This is a genomic window from Ekhidna sp., from assembly GCF_964218185.1.
Taxonomy (GTDB): domain Bacteria; phylum Bacteroidota; class Bacteroidia; order Cytophagales; family Cyclobacteriaceae; genus Ekhidna.
Genome location: NZ_CAXPLV010000004.1, coordinates 13,808 through 31,626 on the forward strand (window position 1 = coordinate 13,808; position 17,819 = coordinate 31,626).

A 17,819-nucleotide genomic window follows, 5' to 3' on the forward strand; every position below is an offset into this window, starting at 1 on the left:
GATATTTCTTTGAAAAAGCAATTCTAATAGTTTTGCTTATACTTGTTTAGGTATATGCAATTATGGAGACAATAGGCTATTTTTAGTTTATTGCAGTTGTTTATTTCCTTCACCGAGAAAAGTGTATTATCTGCCGAGACAATACTGCGTGCCAGCGATTAATTGAACCAATCTTTAATCCTGAATCTAAGTTTGTGTGACTTATCACCTGTTATAATGAAAATAGTAATTTTTCTTACCCTTTTAACATCTTGTGCGTTATTAGATGTACTAGAAGCCTCTAATCCGGATCAAGAATTTGCTAATTCAGGACAGATAGCTGATGCATATGATCACTCAGTAAAAAGTGTTTCCCAATGTTCTTCCAATTATCAATCGCTTGATTTTTCACTTTCAGCTTATTTTGGAGCATTGCTAAGTACAGAAAACTGGCCGGCAAGATGGACCTGTGGAAACTGGTCTTCGGTGGAGGGCTGGATGTATATATCTGCTGATTTTTCCATTTTTATTGCGTATCTCTCAATACCCATTATCCTTTTTTTGTATATAAGGAAGCGTAACTTGGGGAAAGCGAGAAGGTTAGTCGTGTTATTTGCTGCATTCATTCTTTTATGCGGATTTACGCACCTTATAGATGTAGTACTTTTTTGGGAGCCTATGTACAGGCTCAGTGGTTTCGTTAAGCTACTTACCGGTGCTATTTCACTTACAACAGCTATTGTGTTGGGATTTATTATTCCTAAGGCACTGAAATTTAAGAGTCCTGAAATCCTTCAAGCTGAGATTGATGAAAAGAAAAGATTGCAAAATCAGTTTGAACTTTTTGTAAAGTTTTCCCCTGGAGCTATCGCAATGGTTGATACAGAGATGCGATATATCATGGCGAATAAGGGGTGGTATAAAGATTATGGGATTGAAGAGCAGGAAATTATTGGAAAATCACACTATGAGGTTTTCCCACAGATTTTAGAAATGCCTCTGTGGCTGGATTACCATAAGAGAGCGCTTTCTGGAGAAAAATTAAAGAATGATTTTGACTCATTCCAAAATGGAGATGATATCACCTACTTAAGATGGAAACTGGAACCCTGGTATAATTCTGATGATACTGTAGGGGGCATAATCATGTTTACTGAGGTGATAAATGAAGAGGTACTAATACAGAAAAAACTAAAAGAAAGCGAGAGAAAATTCACCAATATTTTTAATAAGGCACAATTTGCAATTGCATTAGTAGGTGATGAGGGGATTCCATTTCTTGTTAATTCCCAATTCTGTGAACTGCTTGGTTATTCAGAAGACGAACTCACCAGTATGAGCTTTGTTGAATTTACCCATCCCGAGGATGTGGATAAAGATATGACACGGTATCAGAAGCTATTAAATAATGAAATTGATAGCTATACGATCGACAAACGATATATCACAAAATCTGGTGAAATTAAATATGTGAAGCTAAACGTGACCTTGGTTGATGAGGGTACCGAAAAAGAATATGCTCTTGCCCTAATTGAGGATATCACGGAATCTGAATTGATTAGGATTAAAGAAAAAGAAGCCGAGCAGAAAATGAAAGCAATGAATAAAACGTTTGTCGAGATTTCGTCGCTGGCAAAAATCGGAACCTGGGAAGTTGATGTTTTAGAAGGCAAATGCTATTGGAGTGATACCGTTTATAGAATTCATGAAGAAGAACCATCTAAAGTGATATCACTTGAGGATGGAATTAACTATTACCATCCAGATCATAGAGAAATAATTAATAAGGCCGTAGAAAATGGGATAGCAAAAAATCAACCTTGGGATCTGGAATTGAAGATTATTACTGCTAAAGGGAATGTTAAATGGACACGAGCTATTGGTAGAGCCGTTTTTAGAAACGACCAAGTAGTCAAACTCCAAGGTCTCTTTCAGGATGTGGATGATAAGGTAAAAGCGGAGATAAAGATTAATGAAAATACTAATCGGCTAGAACTGCTCAATCAACGATTCAGTATGGCAAAACTTGCGGCAAATTTGGGCGTTTGGGATTGGGATATCATAAACAATAAGCTCACTTGGGATTCTGAAATGTATGAGATTTATGGAGTGGAAGAAAGTGAATTTGAAAATACCTATGAAACGTGGAAAAATGGATTGCACCCTGAAGACAGAGAGCGATCTAGTCAAGAAGTCCAAGATTGTTTTGATAACAATAAAAAGTTAGATACTCATTTCAGGGTAATAAAAGGAGATGGAAAAGTAAGGTACATCAAAGCACTAGGAGAAGTCATCCGCAACAAAAAAGGTGATCCTGTTAGAATGATTGGTGTAAACTGGGATATTACACGAGAGATTGAATGGGAAAATGAAGTAAAAGAGCTTAATGAATCATTGAAAGCCCGTGTTGAAGAGCGAACGAAAGCATTACAGATAGCTAATGAAGAATTGGAAGCTTTCTCATACTCCGTCTCTCATGATTTGAGAGCACCACTAAGAGCGATCAATGGATACTCAGAAGCACTTATTGAGGATTATTCATCAACTATCCCTAAAGATGCACAAAACTACCTTTCAAGAATTTCAGCCAACAGCAAAAAAATGGGAGCTTTGATTGATGATTTGTTAGAGTTTAGTCGGATGAATAGGAAGAAGGTAAATTATAAGGAAGTGGATCTCAACTTGCTAATTAAAAAGCTAATTAATGACCTTTTTCCAATGGAGAAAGAGCGAATTATAATTCATGGTTTGCCAATTATTACGGGAGATCAGGAGATGTTGGGTCAGGTGCTTTCAAACTTGATCTCCAATGCAATAAAGTATAGCTCAAAAAATAAAAATCCAGAAATAATCATTTCTGCTATGAATGAAGATGATTCTGTTGTAATTTATATTAAAGATAATGGTGTCGGATTCAATATGTTGTACTATGACAAATTGTTCAATGTATTCCAACGGTTGCATAGCGAGTCTGAATTTGAAGGCACAGGGGTAGGCTTATCTCTTTGTGACAAAATCATGAAAGCTCATGAGGGAGAGATTTGGGCAGATTCAACTGAAGGAGAAGGTGCTACCTTTTATTTAAGATTTAAAAAAGAATAGCTATGTCACTTACTAACGACGTGCAGATAGTTTTAGTAGAAGATAGTTTCGATGATGCTGAGTTAACGATGCGGTCGTTGAAAAGCTCAAATTTTGTTAACGAAATTGTTTGGCTTCAAGACGGTGAAGAAGCTCTTAATTATTTGCAAGGAAAAGGTAAGTATGAAGACCGGGATACTTCTATTAAGCCAAAATTGATTTTGTTAGATCTAAAGCTTCCTAAGCTGAGTGGAATTGAAGTTTTAGAAAGGATAAAGAAGGATGAGAATCTATGTAGGATTCCTGTGGTTGTGATGACTTCCTCTAAGGAAAATAGAGATTTAGATAGGTGCTATGAGCTGGGAGCGAACAGCTACGTAGTGAAACCTATAAATTTTTCCAATTTCATGGAGGTGACTAAGGAAATTAGCATGTATTGGGTATTGATTAACCAAATTCCTGAGGAGTAAGATAAAGGAGAAGAGTATTAAAGGGAATTAACATGACTATATGGAAAGAAAAGGTTAGAGTACTTCATCTGGAAGACAATGATGACGATGTGGAGTTATTGAAGATGGCTCTTAGGAAATCTGGTCTGAATGTTGAAATTGACGATGTAAGTACAATGGAAGCATTCCAAGAAGTAGACTTATCTAAATATGATATTGTCGTAACCGACTATAATCTTAGGGGCTATGATGGCTTGTCTGCTATTAAGTATGTTAGAGCTAACATGCCCATTTTACCTATTATACTTATTTCAGGTACAGTAGGAGAAGAATTGGCTGCAGATTTGTTGCGCGCGGGTGCTAATGATTTTGTTTTAAAATCAAATTTGAAGAAAGCACCTATTGTTATGGAACGTGTACTTCATGAAGCATCCATTGCGCATGAAAAAAGGCGCTTCCAAATGGAATTAGTAGAAAAAAATCTAATTCTTGATTCAATATTTGACAGCTTCGAGGATATGATTTTTTTGAAGGACGGAGGTGGAAAATACGTCAAAGTAAATCGTCCTTTCTGTGAGTTTTTAAAATTGCATGAAGCTGAGATAATTGGATGCAGAGAGTTGGATATCTTCCCCGAAGATATAGCCAATGAAGCCTTGGAAAAAGATGATTATGTAAGGCTTTCCAATAGTTCGCTTACCTATGAAGTAGAGTACAATCACAATGGAGTTTTGAAGACACTGGAGGTAACCAAACACCCTCTTGTCAGTGATGATACAGTTACCGGTATAGTAGGTAAATGTCGGGATATCACTTCAAAAAAACTTCTTTTGGAGGATGTCATCAAATCCAAATCCATTCTGAGTCAAGCCGAGAAACTAACAAAATCAGGAAGTTTTGAGTATGATTCCGATTTGGATCTAATTAGCTGTAGTTCACATTTCAAGCATATTTTAAAACTCCAGATAACAGGAGATTCTATCTCGTTTCGAAAATTCACTCAATTAATCAAGGAAGAAGATCGTACCATTTTCAATGAAGGTATCAATAGAGCCATAGAAAACTATGAGGAATATAACAACGAACATCGGTTCTTTATCAACCCAAAGGATAAATCGGTAATCGGTTATTTCAAGATTGTGTTGAGACCGGATTATAAAGACAGTAAGGCGAAAAGATTTTATGGCACTCTTGTAGACGTAACGGCTGAGCATGAGAATCAAATATATCTCATGAACAAGCAGGAGAATGACAGAAAGGAGTTAGCTCGTGAGTTACATGATAATTTGGGACAAAAAATTAATGGCATCTCCATGTTTATTAGCAAAATATCTGATGACATACCTGAAAATATGGATTTGAAAAAGGTGAAAAATCTCACTCACGAAACGATCGATGATCTGAGCTATCTCATCAATAACATTTCAGTTAAACAGATAGAAGAGCATAGTTTGAATTATGCCATTGACAAACTGGTGAGCTATATGCCTTCAACTATCAAGGTGAACAAGAATTATGAAATCGTAGAAGGTGAATTGTCATCATTTGTGAAATCACAAATCTATCGTGTCATTCAAGAGGCACTCAATAATATTGTTAAGTACAGTGAGGCATCAGAAGTATTGATGAACCTTCGACAAGGTGGTGGAATCCTCACACTAGAGATAAATGATGATGGTAAAGGTTTTGAAGTTGAAAAGGTGATCAATGGCAATGGCCTTCAAAATATTACTCACCGCGTAAAACGCAGCAATGGGCTAGTTAACATTAATTCACAAAAAGGGCATGGCACTCGGGTAACCGTAAAGATGCCTGTCTGCTAAAAAGAGAAAAGTAAGAAAATGCGAACACTATTATTAGTAGATGATCATCAAATCATAAGGGATGGTATCCGATTCTATTTTGAAGGCGATGAGGAGTTTGTCATCAAAGATGAGGCTGAAAATGGGCTTGAGGCACTAGAGTTACTTAAGGAAAACGAATACGATATTATTCTCACAGACATCAATATGCCTAAAATGGACGGGCTTGAGTTTATGAAGAGCGTAAAGGAAAATTATCCCGATCAGAAAGTACTGGTGCTATCCATGTATAATGAGGCTGGCTATATCAATAAGATGATAGCCTATGGAGCCAATGGATATGTTCTGAAAAAATCGGACAAGGCGGAGCTGGTATCTGCCATCAAAAAGGTGTTGGATGGTCAGGATCATTACTCTGATGAGGTTTACAAGACAATTATTGGAAATATTGCTGGAAGAAAGCCAAAGGAACGTCTCACCTTGGAAATGGAACTGTCAGATAGGGAGAAAGAAGTACTGGTACACATTGCTAATGAATATACCAATCAGGAAATTGCTGATAAACTGTTTATAAGTATTAGAACGGTAGAAACACACAAAAGGAATTTGCTGGAAAAGACTGGATGCAAGAATGTGGCGGGTCTTGTCATGTATGCGGTTGAACGCAATTTGGTTTAAGTGAATGAGAGAAAAATTTTATTAAAATATTAAAGTCCCGGATCATATGGGACTGTGAGTATGGATCACCAACAAATCATACATAGTATTAGTAACCCTGTCGTGATCATGGACATGGATGCAGGTCATTTTGTTGATTGCAATGATCTTGCACTTGATTTATTCAGTATGCCTAGGGAGGAGTTATTAAAAACAAGTCCATCAAAACTAAGCCCTACAAATATATTTGGTCGCGATGCTGAAGCTTATAGCAGACAACTTATTCAAGAGGCCCTAGCAGGGGATAACCCCTCTTTTGATTGGATTCACATCGATAAAAATGGGAACGAAATTCCATGTGAGGTTAGACTAATTAGATTTCCCCCATACAATCGTAATCTAGTTCGAGGGACAATCATTCACAAAGACGATAATAGCCGCATCGCAAGGAGAGCTAGTGAGGGACGACTCATTTTAACCTTGGAGTCAGCTAAGATTGGGACCTTTGACTGGTTTCCGCAAGTGAATCAGTTAACCTGGGATAAGAGATTATACGGAATATTTGAACTTGATCCCAATTCCAAGATCGACTTAAATGATCATTTCTTCAGCATCATACATTCTGATGATAAGGAACGGGTTGGGAAAGAATTTGAGAAATCTCTTATGCCTGGTGGCCCAAATCACCATCGTATTGAGTACCGAGTAGTTACAGATGGAAGGGTAAAGCACCTATTGGCACATAGCCGAATGATTCGGGATGACAAAGGGGAGGTGATTCGTATGCTTGGTACTACTCAGGATATTACAGAGCTAAGAGAAACCGAAAATTTTTTGGATTTGGTGCTAGATTCTGCTGGTATTGGCACCTTCGAGAATTATCCTACTGAAGACAGATCGGTATTTGATCATAGATTTCGGTCAATATTTGGTATAGATGAAAATCAAACTGAAAACTTGCTTGAAACTTTTTTTAGCAGAATCCATCAAGAAGATTTGGATTTAGTTAATGAACGTTATGAGAAGGTATTACAAAAAAATGGACTGGATGATGTTAACCTGGAATATAAAATTGTAGTAAATGATTCCATCAAGTATGTCTTAGGTTACGGAAAGGTTTTTCGAAACAAAAATGGAGAAGCCACACGATTGGTTGGAACAGTTCAGGATATCACAGCTCGAAGAATTTCAGAAGAAAAAGTAAGAAAAAATGAGGAGCTCCTCGACTCCATCGTTCAGGATCAAAAAGAAATGATTGTTAGGTGGAGGCCAGGGGGGTATCGCACATTTGTAAACAGAGCCTATTGCGAAACTTTTAATTTGGAGCCTCAAACTGCAATAGATGAAAGCTTTTTTCCTCTTTTAGAAAAGACCTTTAAAGAAAAATTCATCAAGGATATAGAAAGCCTTACACCTGAAAATCCTGTAAGGATCTACACGATTCAAAATCAATTACCAAATGGTGAAAAAGCATGGCAAGAGTGGTCTGATCGTGCCTACTTTGATAATGAAGGAATGACTATCGAGTATCAAAGTGTAGGAAGGGATATTACAGCTTGGAAGGAAAGCGAACACAAACAGCGGGCGATATCTGAGCGTTTAAAAGCTATCTCGGATAATTTGCCAGGTGTTGTTTTGCGCTATAAATTAAATTCAGACTTCACAGAGGAGCTCGTATTTGTAAGTGATGGTGTTCGTGATCTTATAGGAGTAGAGGTTGAGGACGCTATTGCGGATATTAACATTGTATGGTCAAAATTTCATCAGGAAGATTTAGAGACGGTTAAACAATCCATTCAGGAGTCATATGTAAATATGACAAGGTGGTATGCTGAGTGGAGAGTTCATTTAGTTAATGGAAGTATAGGGTGGGTACAAGGAACAGGGCAGCCTAAAAAATTAGAAGATGGCAGTGTGATATGGGATTCTGTGATTTTGGATATCACTTCGCAGATGCTCGTCAAAAGACAATTAGAGGAAAGTGAGAAACGATACCGAAATGTATTTAATCAGCAGTTTCAATTTACTGCGGTATTGGATTTGGATGGTAAGGTCATTCATATAAATGATCTTCCTTTGAAAGTTCAGGGGTTGAAAAAAGAGGATTATTTAGGAAAATATTTTTGGGAATCACCTAGCTGGTCTGGTAATAAAGAGTGGCAGGAGAAGATTAAGAGTCAGGTACTTTTTGCAAAAAAAATGGGTGAAACACTTATTGTGGAGGATCCATTTTATGGTTCCAATAGACAAATACATTGGGCCATGGCAGCTTACAGTGTAATCAAGAATAGCGGTGGTGAATTGGAGAATATCTTGGTTCAAGCAACGGATATTACCGCGGAAAAACAAGCCAAACAAGAAATTGAAGAACGGGAAAGAAAGCTTTCTCTTATTTATGAAAATACCAATGACTTTATTCTACTGATCCGATGTGACGAGGAAGAATATGTATTAGAAGAAATAAATGAGAGCAATTTCAAGCTTTTTGACTTTTTTAATATTAATCGTTCGAAAGAGGAAGTTATTGGGATCACTATGAAAGAAGTGTATCGCGATTTACTCCAACTACCTGGGGGAAAAGTAAAAGAAAGGTTACTGACATTTGATCAAATAAAAAGTAAAAGAACCCCGATTTCATATCAACAATTGATCGAAAACGAAAAGGGACTCCTTGTGACCACTGTTGAATTAGTGCCGGTTATTCAGAATAATCTTGTTACGCACATTTTGATGGTGGCTAAAGATATCACTGAAACTTACTTAGGTCAGAAAAGGCTAGAAGAAGCTTATCAGCAGGTAAATAAATTGAAAGCTCAACTGGAGCAGGAAAATATTTACCTGAAAGAAGAAATCAAGCAGGCTAATGATTTTGAAAATATGGTCTTTAAGAGCAAGGAGTTCAGGGGCGTACTCAAAAAAGTAGAACAGGTAGCTAAAACAGATGCGACGGTCTTGATTACAGGAGAGACAGGTACAGGTAAAGAACTGATCGCACGCGCTATTCACAATGTGAGTAAGCGATTGGAAAAACCAATGATTAAGGTGAATACAGCAGCCATTCCAAAAGATTTGATCGAAAGCGAGCTTTTTGGTTATCAGAAAGGGGCTTTTACTGGTGCCTTGGGCGAAAAGCCAGGTAAGTTCGAGCTTGCTGATGGAGGAACCATATTTCTAGATGAAATAGGTGATATGGCATTGGATCTTCAGGTAAAAATTCTTCGTGTCCTTCAGGAAGGAGAAGTAGAACGATTGGGAAGTACCCAGACTAAGAAAATAGACGTAAGAATTATTTCCGCCACCAATAAAGATCTTGAAAAAGCGGTGGAGGATGGTAGCTTCCGTGAGGATCTTTACTTTAGACTCAAGGTATTCCCCATTGAAATTCCACCGTTGCGTTCAAGATCTGATGATATTCCAATTTTGGTAGAGCATTTTATATCCAAGTATGGAGTGAAATATGGCAATCCGATTAAGATAATACCAAAATCTGTAATGGACTACCTGCGAAATAACTCCTGGCCTGGGAATGTACGAGAATTGGAGAATACGATCGAGCGTGCCGTTATCTTATCCACGAGCGGAAAACTGGAATTGCCAGAGGTAATAGACAATACTAATGCAGTTCCGTGGGAGCATAACAGCTCGCTAGATGTTGTCATGGAAAATCACATACGCAAAGTACTGAAGGAATGTGATTGGAAAGTAGAAGGTGAAGATGGTGCAGCTGCACAGTTGAAAATCAAACCTAGCACACTTCGCGATCGAATGCGAAAATTTAGCATAAAACGCCCAAGGTAGTCTCCACGGGATACCGTGACGCACTCAATATCTAACGGTTTTACCCACGGATTTCCGTGGAAAAATTTTAATAAGTATTATGCTTAATAAAATTTAATCATACTGATTATCAGTTAGTTATGTGGTTTTATTTCTCAATGCCTATAACTGGCACGCCTATTGGAAATAAGGTTTTGTGTCTGTTAATAAAAATCAAATTGAACTGAAAACGGGTAAGCACTGGGTGTCAAAAAATCAAATTTTTCATTCGGAATTTATGATACCTTCAGGGTGTCCAATGATAGACAGCAGAATGATAAAGGAGCACCTGAAGGAGATAAGCCAATTTCTTAGAGATAAAAAGCTTCCATTCTTAATTGACTTAACAAATGCAGAAAGTGTTCTCAGTTTTGATGCTCTGAAAACATGGGGGCAAAGCGACCTCTTGAATGAATATCGTATAGTTGAGGCCTATGTAGTTAACAATCTGGCCGATTTAATTTTCATAAAACAGCACATACGATTAAATATGATTAAGTATCCAGCAATGGTCTTTCAGGGTCTGGCACCAGCAAAAGACTGGCTTAAATCACACACTATTAATAATATCCACCACGCAACAGTACGAAATGACCACTAACTAGCATGAAGATGAACAAGGTATTGGAAAGGGAGATCAGAATTTTAGCATTAGAAGATAATCCTGATGACGTTGAGTTAACAAAAATGTTATTAGATAAATCCGAGATCAATTATACTATACGAGTGATAGATACGGAGAATCAATTGAAGTCAGAAAATTTGAATGATTATGACATAGTTCTCTGTGATTATAGCATCACAAATTATGATGGGTTGCGATCCATCAATTACATTAAACAGCATTCCAACATTCCTGTGATTTGTGTGTCTGGATCTATTTCTGAAGAGCTAGGGTTTGACCTTTTAGAAGCGGGAGCAGATGATTTTATTACCAAATCATTCTTAAAGAAGCTCCCTATGGTGATGAATAAATCATTATCAACAACCAAATGGAAAAGACAGGCAGATCAGTGCATGAGAAAGTTAGAGGAAATCTCTCAAATGTTTGACAACCTGTTTGATGGCCTAGACAACCCTCTATTTCTAAAAGATGCAGAAAGACGATATGTCCGAGTGAATGAGGCATTCAGTAAACTATATGAGCGTAGTGAAAATGAAATCATCGGAAAGACGGATGATGAAATCGACTGGATGGACCAGAGTGACATGTACTATCAAGACGATATTAATATTCTCAGTAAAGGTGTTTCATCCCAATTCGATACATGTTATATCGATGATAGGGGTCGACGTGTCTGGCTTGAAGTGACCAAGAATCCAATTTCGATTGATGGGGAGATTACGGGTATTTTAGGGCAGGCTAAAAATGTAACGGATAGAAATGATGCAATAGTCACAAAGGAACGGTCACAACACATTTTACAGCAAGCAGAGGAGTTGACCCAGTCAGGTAGCTTTGAATATGATGTGGATCTGGATTTGGTAACTTGTTCTGTAAACATGGTGAAAATGCTGGGTACTCACTCCAATCAGATATCTCTCGGAAGATTGGTGCGCCTGGTTAAACCCGAAGACAGAGCTATGTTTTTGGAGGGTATCTATGAAAGCATTGAAAATAAAAAGGAGTACCGTATGGAGCATCGGTATCAGATAAACGAAAAGAATCAGGGATATTTTGAGATTTTATTTCGACCGGATTATAAAGATAGCTCAGGTAATAGGTTTTACGGAACAGTGCTGGATGTAACTCGCCAATCAAAAGAGAGCCGATCACGAATAGAGCATCAGGAGGAATCCCGAAATGAAATAGCCAGGGAGTTGCATGATAACCTCGGACAAAAACTTAACGCAGTGTCTATGTATCTGAGCAAAGCAGCTAATTGTGATCAGTGTGCTCCGATATTAGGGAAGAGCACAGATCTACTTCATGAAGGAATCGACGATTTGGGGAGATTGCTGACTAATATTTCTGTAAAACACATCGATGATATTTCCCTAAGATACGCATTAGAGAAGTTGACTTCATACTTACCAGAGGAAATGAACCTCACGTTTAATTGCAGTATAGATGAGTCTAGTGTAGACCGGTTTGTTAAGCGGCAGGTGTTTCGTGTAGTGCAAGAAACAGTTAACAATGCAATTAAGTATAGCAATGCGAAAAATATGAGCATTTTGCTTCAACATGAAGGGAGCATATTGAGCATGGTTATTGAGGATGATGGCAATGGTTTTGATATGGAAAATAATGAGTTGGGGAATGGCTTGATGAACATTACACATCGAGTAAAAAGATCCAATGGTCTAATAGATATCAATTCCCAAAAAGGAGCAGGCACAAAGGTCATGGTGAAGATGCCTGTGGCATAAATAAATAATAATAGTGATGCCTCTACTCGGAGGTAGTGATTAGGTGAGGGCCTGTCCGCCAGTTGGTAGACGGGCTTTTTTATTGCCTGCTAAGAAAGAGTACCTTTTTTGTCCTCTTGATTGACGGCTGATAAGGCCAAGGTTATGGAAGAACGGAAATAGTGCAGATGTTAGTCAATAAACCAGTGTATACTAAATTTTAAAATCATCCTCAATTCAGCATTCGTACTTCACACTAAGTGATACACTTATTCAGCTAAGTATTAGCCCTTATACGTATCTCACGTAACTTTCTACGCACTTTTCTGAATCTTTTCAAATCCGAAAATCCCTCTCACATACAGAGCTGCTTTTTCTGACTTTTGAATTATCAAACAAACAAAAACACATAAGAAAATGAAAAAGCAATTATTATTATCTCTTCTTTTTGCCACAGTTCTGGGAACAGTATCTGCTCAAAAAGTAGTTGTGAGAACCTATGTAGAAAAGACCAATATGAGTCTTAAAACCGGGACTGCTATTGGTTTTGAAAACAAATTCAATTGGGAGTATGGAGCATTCTTTCAGGAGGCATCTTTAATGGAGTCATTCATGATGAGCAAAGAAGATTTAGAGGAATTACCGCACATGTATGAAAAGGATTTTGTCGGAATATACTTCGCCGTGCCGATTGTTTCCAGAGAGCAATATTTAGTAAAAGCTAATGTGCGAACAGGAATAACAAATGGAGAAAACTTTGTGATTACACCATCTGTCCTGGCTGATTACAAACCAATAAAGCACCTAATAATAGGTATGGGGGTTGGAGTAAGGGGATTACGACCTACACTACAAGCTTCCGTGGCTTTATCATTCTAAAATAGATCTTCCAAATTTTTAAACTCACAGTAAAATGACTGCACAGATTTTATCGAATAATTGTCATGAGGAAGTTTCCCCTCTTAGATTAATAAAAAGTGAATTGAAGGTATTCAACGTTCGCTACCTAAAAACCCTAGACCTTATAATGGTTACAGGTTGGAGCATTACGGATGATGCCTGGATCAAATACTGCCAAATGATGGCGGACATTGAACTCCACCTTAAAAGAAATGAGGTGCTAAAGATTTATTTTAGGCTGGAAATAATGAATACCTCATCTGCGGGATATCTTTTCAAAATCATAAAGCGACTTAATAGAGCACATGCTGAGGGGAAGGCAATAAAAATTTTTTGGAGTTGCTCATCTGCTGACTATGGAAATGAAATGGTGGAAACAGGCCTGGACATAGCAGGCATGTGTGACTTCAAATTCCAGATTACAGAAGCCTAATAGTTGGGGCACAAGCCTATTCTAATCGCCATAAAGGCGTCTAATAACAAAGGATATTACTATATGTTATTCACTATTTCGGTGGAGATGAGGTGGCCCCTCATGATATTTTGAACCACTAACCAAATATTAAAACACAATAACTACCGCCATGCAATTGCTAAAAACACAAACACCAAATTTCAATGACAAGATAGATCAGTTTGATGGGAGCATATTTCTGAATGTAGGAAGGCAAATCCAACGCATATCTCTGAAAAGTATTGAATATGTAAAAGGCTATGGAGACTATATGAAAGTAAGATGTAAGGAGGGAAGTCACACTGTACACATCACGATGAAAAATCTACAGAAAATCCTCCCATCTGCAGATTTTTACAGAGTTCATAAATCCTACATTATTAGGATAGACAAGATTCAAAAAGTTTCATCTTCTCATGTTGAAGTTAATGAAGCACAAATACCCATTAGCAGAAACAACAAGCAGGAATTGCTCTCGCTAATTCCGTGGGTAAAATAGAGATGTGTTTTTTGGTGGTTAGTAAGGGTGACTCAGTGATGGGTCACTTTTTTTATTTACAACCTAAAACGTCACCTCCAGCGCAGAGAAAGTATTGAACCATAGCTTGTCTACAGGAACTAATGGAGCAAAATCATAAATGGTCTGAAGGTTCACAGCAAAAGCGATGTTTTCTGTGAATGAATACGAGAGACCGAGTGCCCCGGCCCACCTTGGCTCTTCAAATAGCGTCTTAAAATCATCCTGAAAATACAAAGAGGCCTCCATTCGTATTTTTTCAGATAGATTTCTTTTCGTACTTACGTACCAGTTTAGCTTCCAGGCTTTATTGTCAACACTGGATTGATCAAGCGGGAGCCTTTCCTCCGGTACTCCTCTATAATCCCACAGTTCAAACTCAAAGAATGGCCCAATCCCAACGAACGCTCCCCCTGTTTGTGATTTGAAGATTTTGTACCTCAGGTTTGATCCTACAGCTACTTTTTCATCCAGTCCTCTGGCTTCTGCCCACTGATACTGCACATAGTGCTCAAGCACAAAGGGATTATCGTAAAATGTCTTAAACTTTCCGTAGATAAACCCACCGCTTAAAATAGTCTGATCCCCATCCCTTGTAAGCTCGAACTTGTTTGCCAATGTGATGCCGTGATTCTTAAATCGAAAAGCTACGTCCGCCCTGTTGGTGATTTCTACGTAAAGCTGTCGCTGTGTTTTGATCTCAAGCGAGGGAGCTACCGTTCCTTTGAAATGGCGTGTGGTGTCAAAGATCACTACAAAACTTTCTGGAAAGAGGAGTTGAGACTGTGCCATCAATGGGATAGCACAAGTCAGGGTTAGGAGCAGCCTTCTCATGTTTTCCTTTAAAATTAGACATAAGAAGATCAGATAAAAAGCCGACCCAGGTGGGTCGGCTTTAGTCTAGCTGGTCGAAATGATATAGGATTTTAGCTCTTTAATTTTGGTGGAGCCTGCACTCACAAATCGATACATATCACAGAAGGCATAGGATTTTCCTCCCATTTTGATCTCCCCATTCAGCGCAGCTTCCGCTCCATGCGTCACTATGGAATGAATGGTCACCTCATCTGCTACATAGTCTTTCATGATGTTGATCTCTTTTGCGAAATCCTTCTTGCCCTTCAGTTCTTTGTCGCCATACATGATCCACCTAATATCATCACTTACCTGACTGATGATGAAGTCAGCATTTCCTGTAGCAAAGGCTACATTAAAGTCCTTCAAAAACTCTTTTTTCGATGAGTTGCTACAGTCGGTCTGTATATTAATTTTAGTCATAGATAGCTTATTTAATCATTGGTAAATACTTCTCTCTATTTTCAATGATCGCCCACACCAGGATCAAAGCCATCACTGCTGGTATTGGAAAAAGGCCAAAACCAAGTGTAAGTTGGTGAATGATTATACCGGTCATGATTGGTACAAGAACCATTGCTCCTAAGGCACGAAAACGTGGGATGATGAAAAGCACGCCACCGATGATCTCAAATGTAGCAATCAGAGGCATCAGCCAGGTGATCTCCATCATGGCCATAAACATCTTCATCACTGACTCAGGCAAATCTTCAGGTACAGGGATGTAATTGAAGAATTTGTTAAGGCCTGCGTTGATGAACATCAGCCCAAAAAGTAGGTAGATTACGAATAGAATTTTATTTTTCATTTAAGTATAATTTAGTTTTCCGTTAATGACTAAGCGGGCATCTGACCAGGGTCCATCCAAAAGAATTCCCAGCAGTTTCCATCCGGGTCCTCAAAGCTCCGACCATACATAAATCCATAATCCTGAGCCTCTTTGTATTCATTAGCGCCCGCATCCAACCCCTTTTGGATGATAGCATCCACATCTTCTTTGCTGGCCATCTGAATGGCATTGATAGCTCCACAAAATTTCGCAGTATCAGCTACCTTTTTATGAGGAATAAATGATTGAAACTTCTCCGTTTCCAACAGCATGAAAATGATACCTTCATCCACGATCATAGCTGTGGATGTCTCATCAGAAAATTGCTCATTGAATGTGAAGCCCAGCTTAGCGAAAAAGTCTTTTGAACGCTTCAAATCCTTGATCGGAAGGTTCACATATAGTTGTTTTTTCATAATTATTCCTTTGGCATTTTATCCCAGTCCATATAGATAATGTTCCACCGGTGGCCATCTAAATCGATCATGGCCATTCCGTACATCCACCCTTGTATTTCCTCAGGTTCTGAATACACTGTTCCTCCTGCTTCTTTTATTTTTCTTGTAATCTCATCTACATAGGCCCGATTTGGTGCACTCACTGAAATAAGAAACTCACTTCCTTTAGATGTATCTGAAATCTTGTGCCTGGTATATTGCTCCAGCTGTGCTTCCAGTACCATCATTACTGGTACTTTACCAATCCGAAAGCCGATCATACCGGGTGAATCCCTCAGATTCTCAAAGCCCAGTTCATTAAAAAATGCTCTGCTTTTTTCCAGATCCTTTACTGGTAAGTTGATCCATAGTTCTTGTTCCATAAGTGATAATCTTGTTTTTTAGTTGCCCACTGAGAGCGGAATAATTTTTACATAAGTCAAAGCTAGGGGTGATTTTTATAGCATGTGAAGTGTAAATACGGCAAACTGTGGGGTTGATCCCGACAAGCACTTTCAGTACTTTTAACTTATGAAACATGTATCACTAATTGTCCCAAATGGGGAGTTCAGTATCACCAACCTAGATCTCACCCGCCAGCTTTTTAGCTGGGTAAATGAAAACCTGCCATCTCCAGTCTTTGATTTAAAGATTGTAGGCATGACTGAGGAAGCCCATGTAGTAGGAGGCCTTTATACGGTGAAAACCGATTGCCGGATAGATGACATAGATCACACAGATGTGGTGATCATCCCTGCGATGTTCGGTGATCCGCGCGGACTGATGGAGCAGAATGCTGCCCTGGTGCCATGGGTAGAAAGGCAATACCACAATGGAGCTGACCTGGTGAGCATGTGTGTGGGTGCATTTTTCCTTGGGGGCATGGGACTGCTCAATGGCAAGCGATGCTCTACGCACTGGGGAGCAGCGGAGGATTTTCGTAAGCTTTTCCCGGAGGTGATTCTGGAAGATGAGCGCATCGTTTCCGAGTCACACAGGATATATACGAGTGGTGGCGCGCTGGCATTTACCAATCTCCTTATTTATTTGATTGAGCGCTATGCCGGGAGAGAGGCCGCTATTGCAGCAGCTAAAGCTTACATGATCGACGTGGATCGCACCAGCCAGTCACCGTTCATGATGTTTTCCGGGCAAAAGTCGCATGAAGATAAAGAAGTGCTGAAAGCGCAGGAGTACATAGAGACACATTTCAAAGATAAGATCAGCGTAGAGGATTTGTGTGATGAAATAGGAGTTGGTCGGCGCACCTTTGAGCGTAGATTTAAAAGCTCTACGACCAACACTATATTTGAGTACATCCAGCGGGTAAAGATAGAAGCCGCCAAGACCGAACTGGAAAAGGGCGTCAAAACTGTGTCTCAGGTGATGTTTGAGGTAGGGTACAACGACACGAAAGCCTTTCGGGAGATTTTCAAGCGTATCACTGGCATGACGCCAGTGGCATACAAAGAAAAGTATGTGCGCATGCTGCAAGTAGCATAAAAAAAGCCGACCCAATACAGGTCGGCTATCATTAAAACCCTATCACTGATAGTGAAAGATGCCTCACCTACGAAAGATGTGTAAGGGTTGGATTTACAGATTTTAAAGAAAACACCACCTCAAAATAGCCGTATCATCTCTTCAATTCACTCAACTACGTATCATAAGTTTTAATCTATTCGTTGTTCGTC

The 17,819-nt window shown here is 38.7% G+C and carries 16 protein-coding genes; 11 read left to right on the forward strand and 5 right to left on the reverse strand.

Translation table 11 applies throughout. The annotated features are described in order from the left end of the window. Positions 1–216: 216 nt before the first annotated feature. The 10 genes from ACEQZT_RS03890 (at position 217) to ACEQZT_RS03935 (ending at position 13,986) form a co-directional block, all read left to right on the forward strand. On the forward strand, positions 217–3,081 hold the full coding sequence (locus ACEQZT_RS03890; protein WP_370087425.1) for a PAS domain-containing protein: 2,865 nt from the start codon (positions 217–219) through the stop codon (positions 3,079–3,081). 2 nt (positions 3,082–3,083) lie between these two features. Next, entirely contained in the window at positions 3,084–3,530 is a 447-nt protein-coding gene (locus ACEQZT_RS03895) for a response regulator (protein WP_370087427.1), read from the forward strand. 32 nt (positions 3,531–3,562) lie between these two features. Continuing rightward, positions 3,563–5,332, forward strand: coding sequence for a PAS domain S-box protein (locus ACEQZT_RS03900; RefSeq protein WP_370087428.1), 1,770 nt, complete (start codon positions 3,563–3,565; stop codon positions 5,330–5,332). Positions 5,333–5,350: 18 nt separating this feature from the next. Continuing rightward, positions 5,351–5,989, forward strand: a complete 639-nt coding sequence (locus tag ACEQZT_RS03905; protein ID WP_370087429.1) for a response regulator — start codon at positions 5,351–5,353, stop codon at positions 5,987–5,989. Positions 5,990–6,049: 60 nt separating this feature from the next. Then, entirely contained in the window at positions 6,050–9,766 is a 3,717-nt protein-coding gene (locus tag ACEQZT_RS03910; protein WP_370087431.1) for a sigma 54-interacting transcriptional regulator, read from the forward strand. A gap of 277 nt (positions 9,767–10,043) precedes the next feature. Next, positions 10,044–10,385, forward strand: coding sequence for a hypothetical protein (locus ACEQZT_RS03915; RefSeq protein WP_370087433.1), 342 nt, complete (start codon positions 10,044–10,046; stop codon positions 10,383–10,385). A gap of 11 nt (positions 10,386–10,396) precedes the next feature. Beyond that, the gene (locus ACEQZT_RS03920; RefSeq protein ID WP_370087435.1) at positions 10,397–12,154 is read left to right on the forward strand and encodes a response regulator; all 1,758 of its coding nucleotides are present in this window, start codon (positions 10,397–10,399) and stop codon (positions 12,152–12,154) included. 396 nt (positions 12,155–12,550) lie between these two features. Then, entirely contained in the window at positions 12,551–13,012 is a 462-nt protein-coding gene (locus ACEQZT_RS03925; protein ID WP_370087437.1) for a hypothetical protein, read from the forward strand. A gap of 34 nt (positions 13,013–13,046) precedes the next feature. Next, positions 13,047–13,466, forward strand: coding sequence for a SiaC family regulatory phosphoprotein (locus tag ACEQZT_RS03930; RefSeq protein WP_370087439.1), 420 nt, complete (start codon positions 13,047–13,049; stop codon positions 13,464–13,466). 151 nt (positions 13,467–13,617) lie between these two features. Continuing rightward, positions 13,618–13,986, forward strand: coding sequence for a LytR/AlgR family response regulator transcription factor (locus ACEQZT_RS03935; RefSeq protein ID WP_370087441.1), 369 nt, complete (start codon positions 13,618–13,620; stop codon positions 13,984–13,986). A 63-nt stretch (positions 13,987–14,049) separates the two neighbouring features. Here ACEQZT_RS03935 and ACEQZT_RS03940 read toward each other — a convergent pair whose 3' ends face one another. The 5 genes from ACEQZT_RS03940 to ACEQZT_RS03960 all read right to left on the reverse strand — a co-directional run bounded on the left by ACEQZT_RS03940 (position 14,050) and on the right by ACEQZT_RS03960 (position 16,508). Further along, the gene (locus tag ACEQZT_RS03940) at positions 14,050–14,838 is read right to left on the reverse strand and encodes a DUF481 domain-containing protein (RefSeq protein ID WP_370087443.1); all 789 of its coding nucleotides are present in this window, start codon (positions 14,836–14,838) and stop codon (positions 14,050–14,052) included. Positions 14,839–14,904: 66 nt separating this feature from the next. Further along, entirely contained in the window at positions 14,905–15,282 is a 378-nt protein-coding gene (locus tag ACEQZT_RS03945) for a nuclear transport factor 2 family protein (RefSeq protein ID WP_370087445.1), read from the reverse strand. A gap of 7 nt (positions 15,283–15,289) precedes the next feature. After that, complete coding sequence (locus tag ACEQZT_RS03950) at positions 15,290–15,667, reverse strand: DoxX family membrane protein (RefSeq protein ID WP_370087447.1); 378 nt, start codon at positions 15,665–15,667, stop codon at positions 15,290–15,292. 29 nt (positions 15,668–15,696) lie between these two features. Then, positions 15,697–16,104, reverse strand: coding sequence for a VOC family protein (locus ACEQZT_RS03955; RefSeq protein WP_370087449.1), 408 nt, complete (start codon positions 16,102–16,104; stop codon positions 15,697–15,699). Positions 16,105–16,106: 2 nt separating this feature from the next. Then, positions 16,107–16,508: a VOC family protein gene (locus ACEQZT_RS03960; RefSeq protein ID WP_370087451.1), complete on the reverse strand. Its 402-nt coding sequence runs from the start codon at positions 16,506–16,508 to the stop codon at positions 16,107–16,109. Positions 16,509–16,656: 148 nt separating this feature from the next. Here ACEQZT_RS03960 and ACEQZT_RS03965 point away from each other — a divergent pair, with 148 nt between their 5' ends. Continuing rightward, on the forward strand, positions 16,657–17,628 hold the full coding sequence (locus ACEQZT_RS03965; RefSeq protein WP_370087453.1) for a GlxA family transcriptional regulator: 972 nt from the start codon (positions 16,657–16,659) through the stop codon (positions 17,626–17,628). Positions 17,629–17,819: the final 191 nt, after the last annotated feature.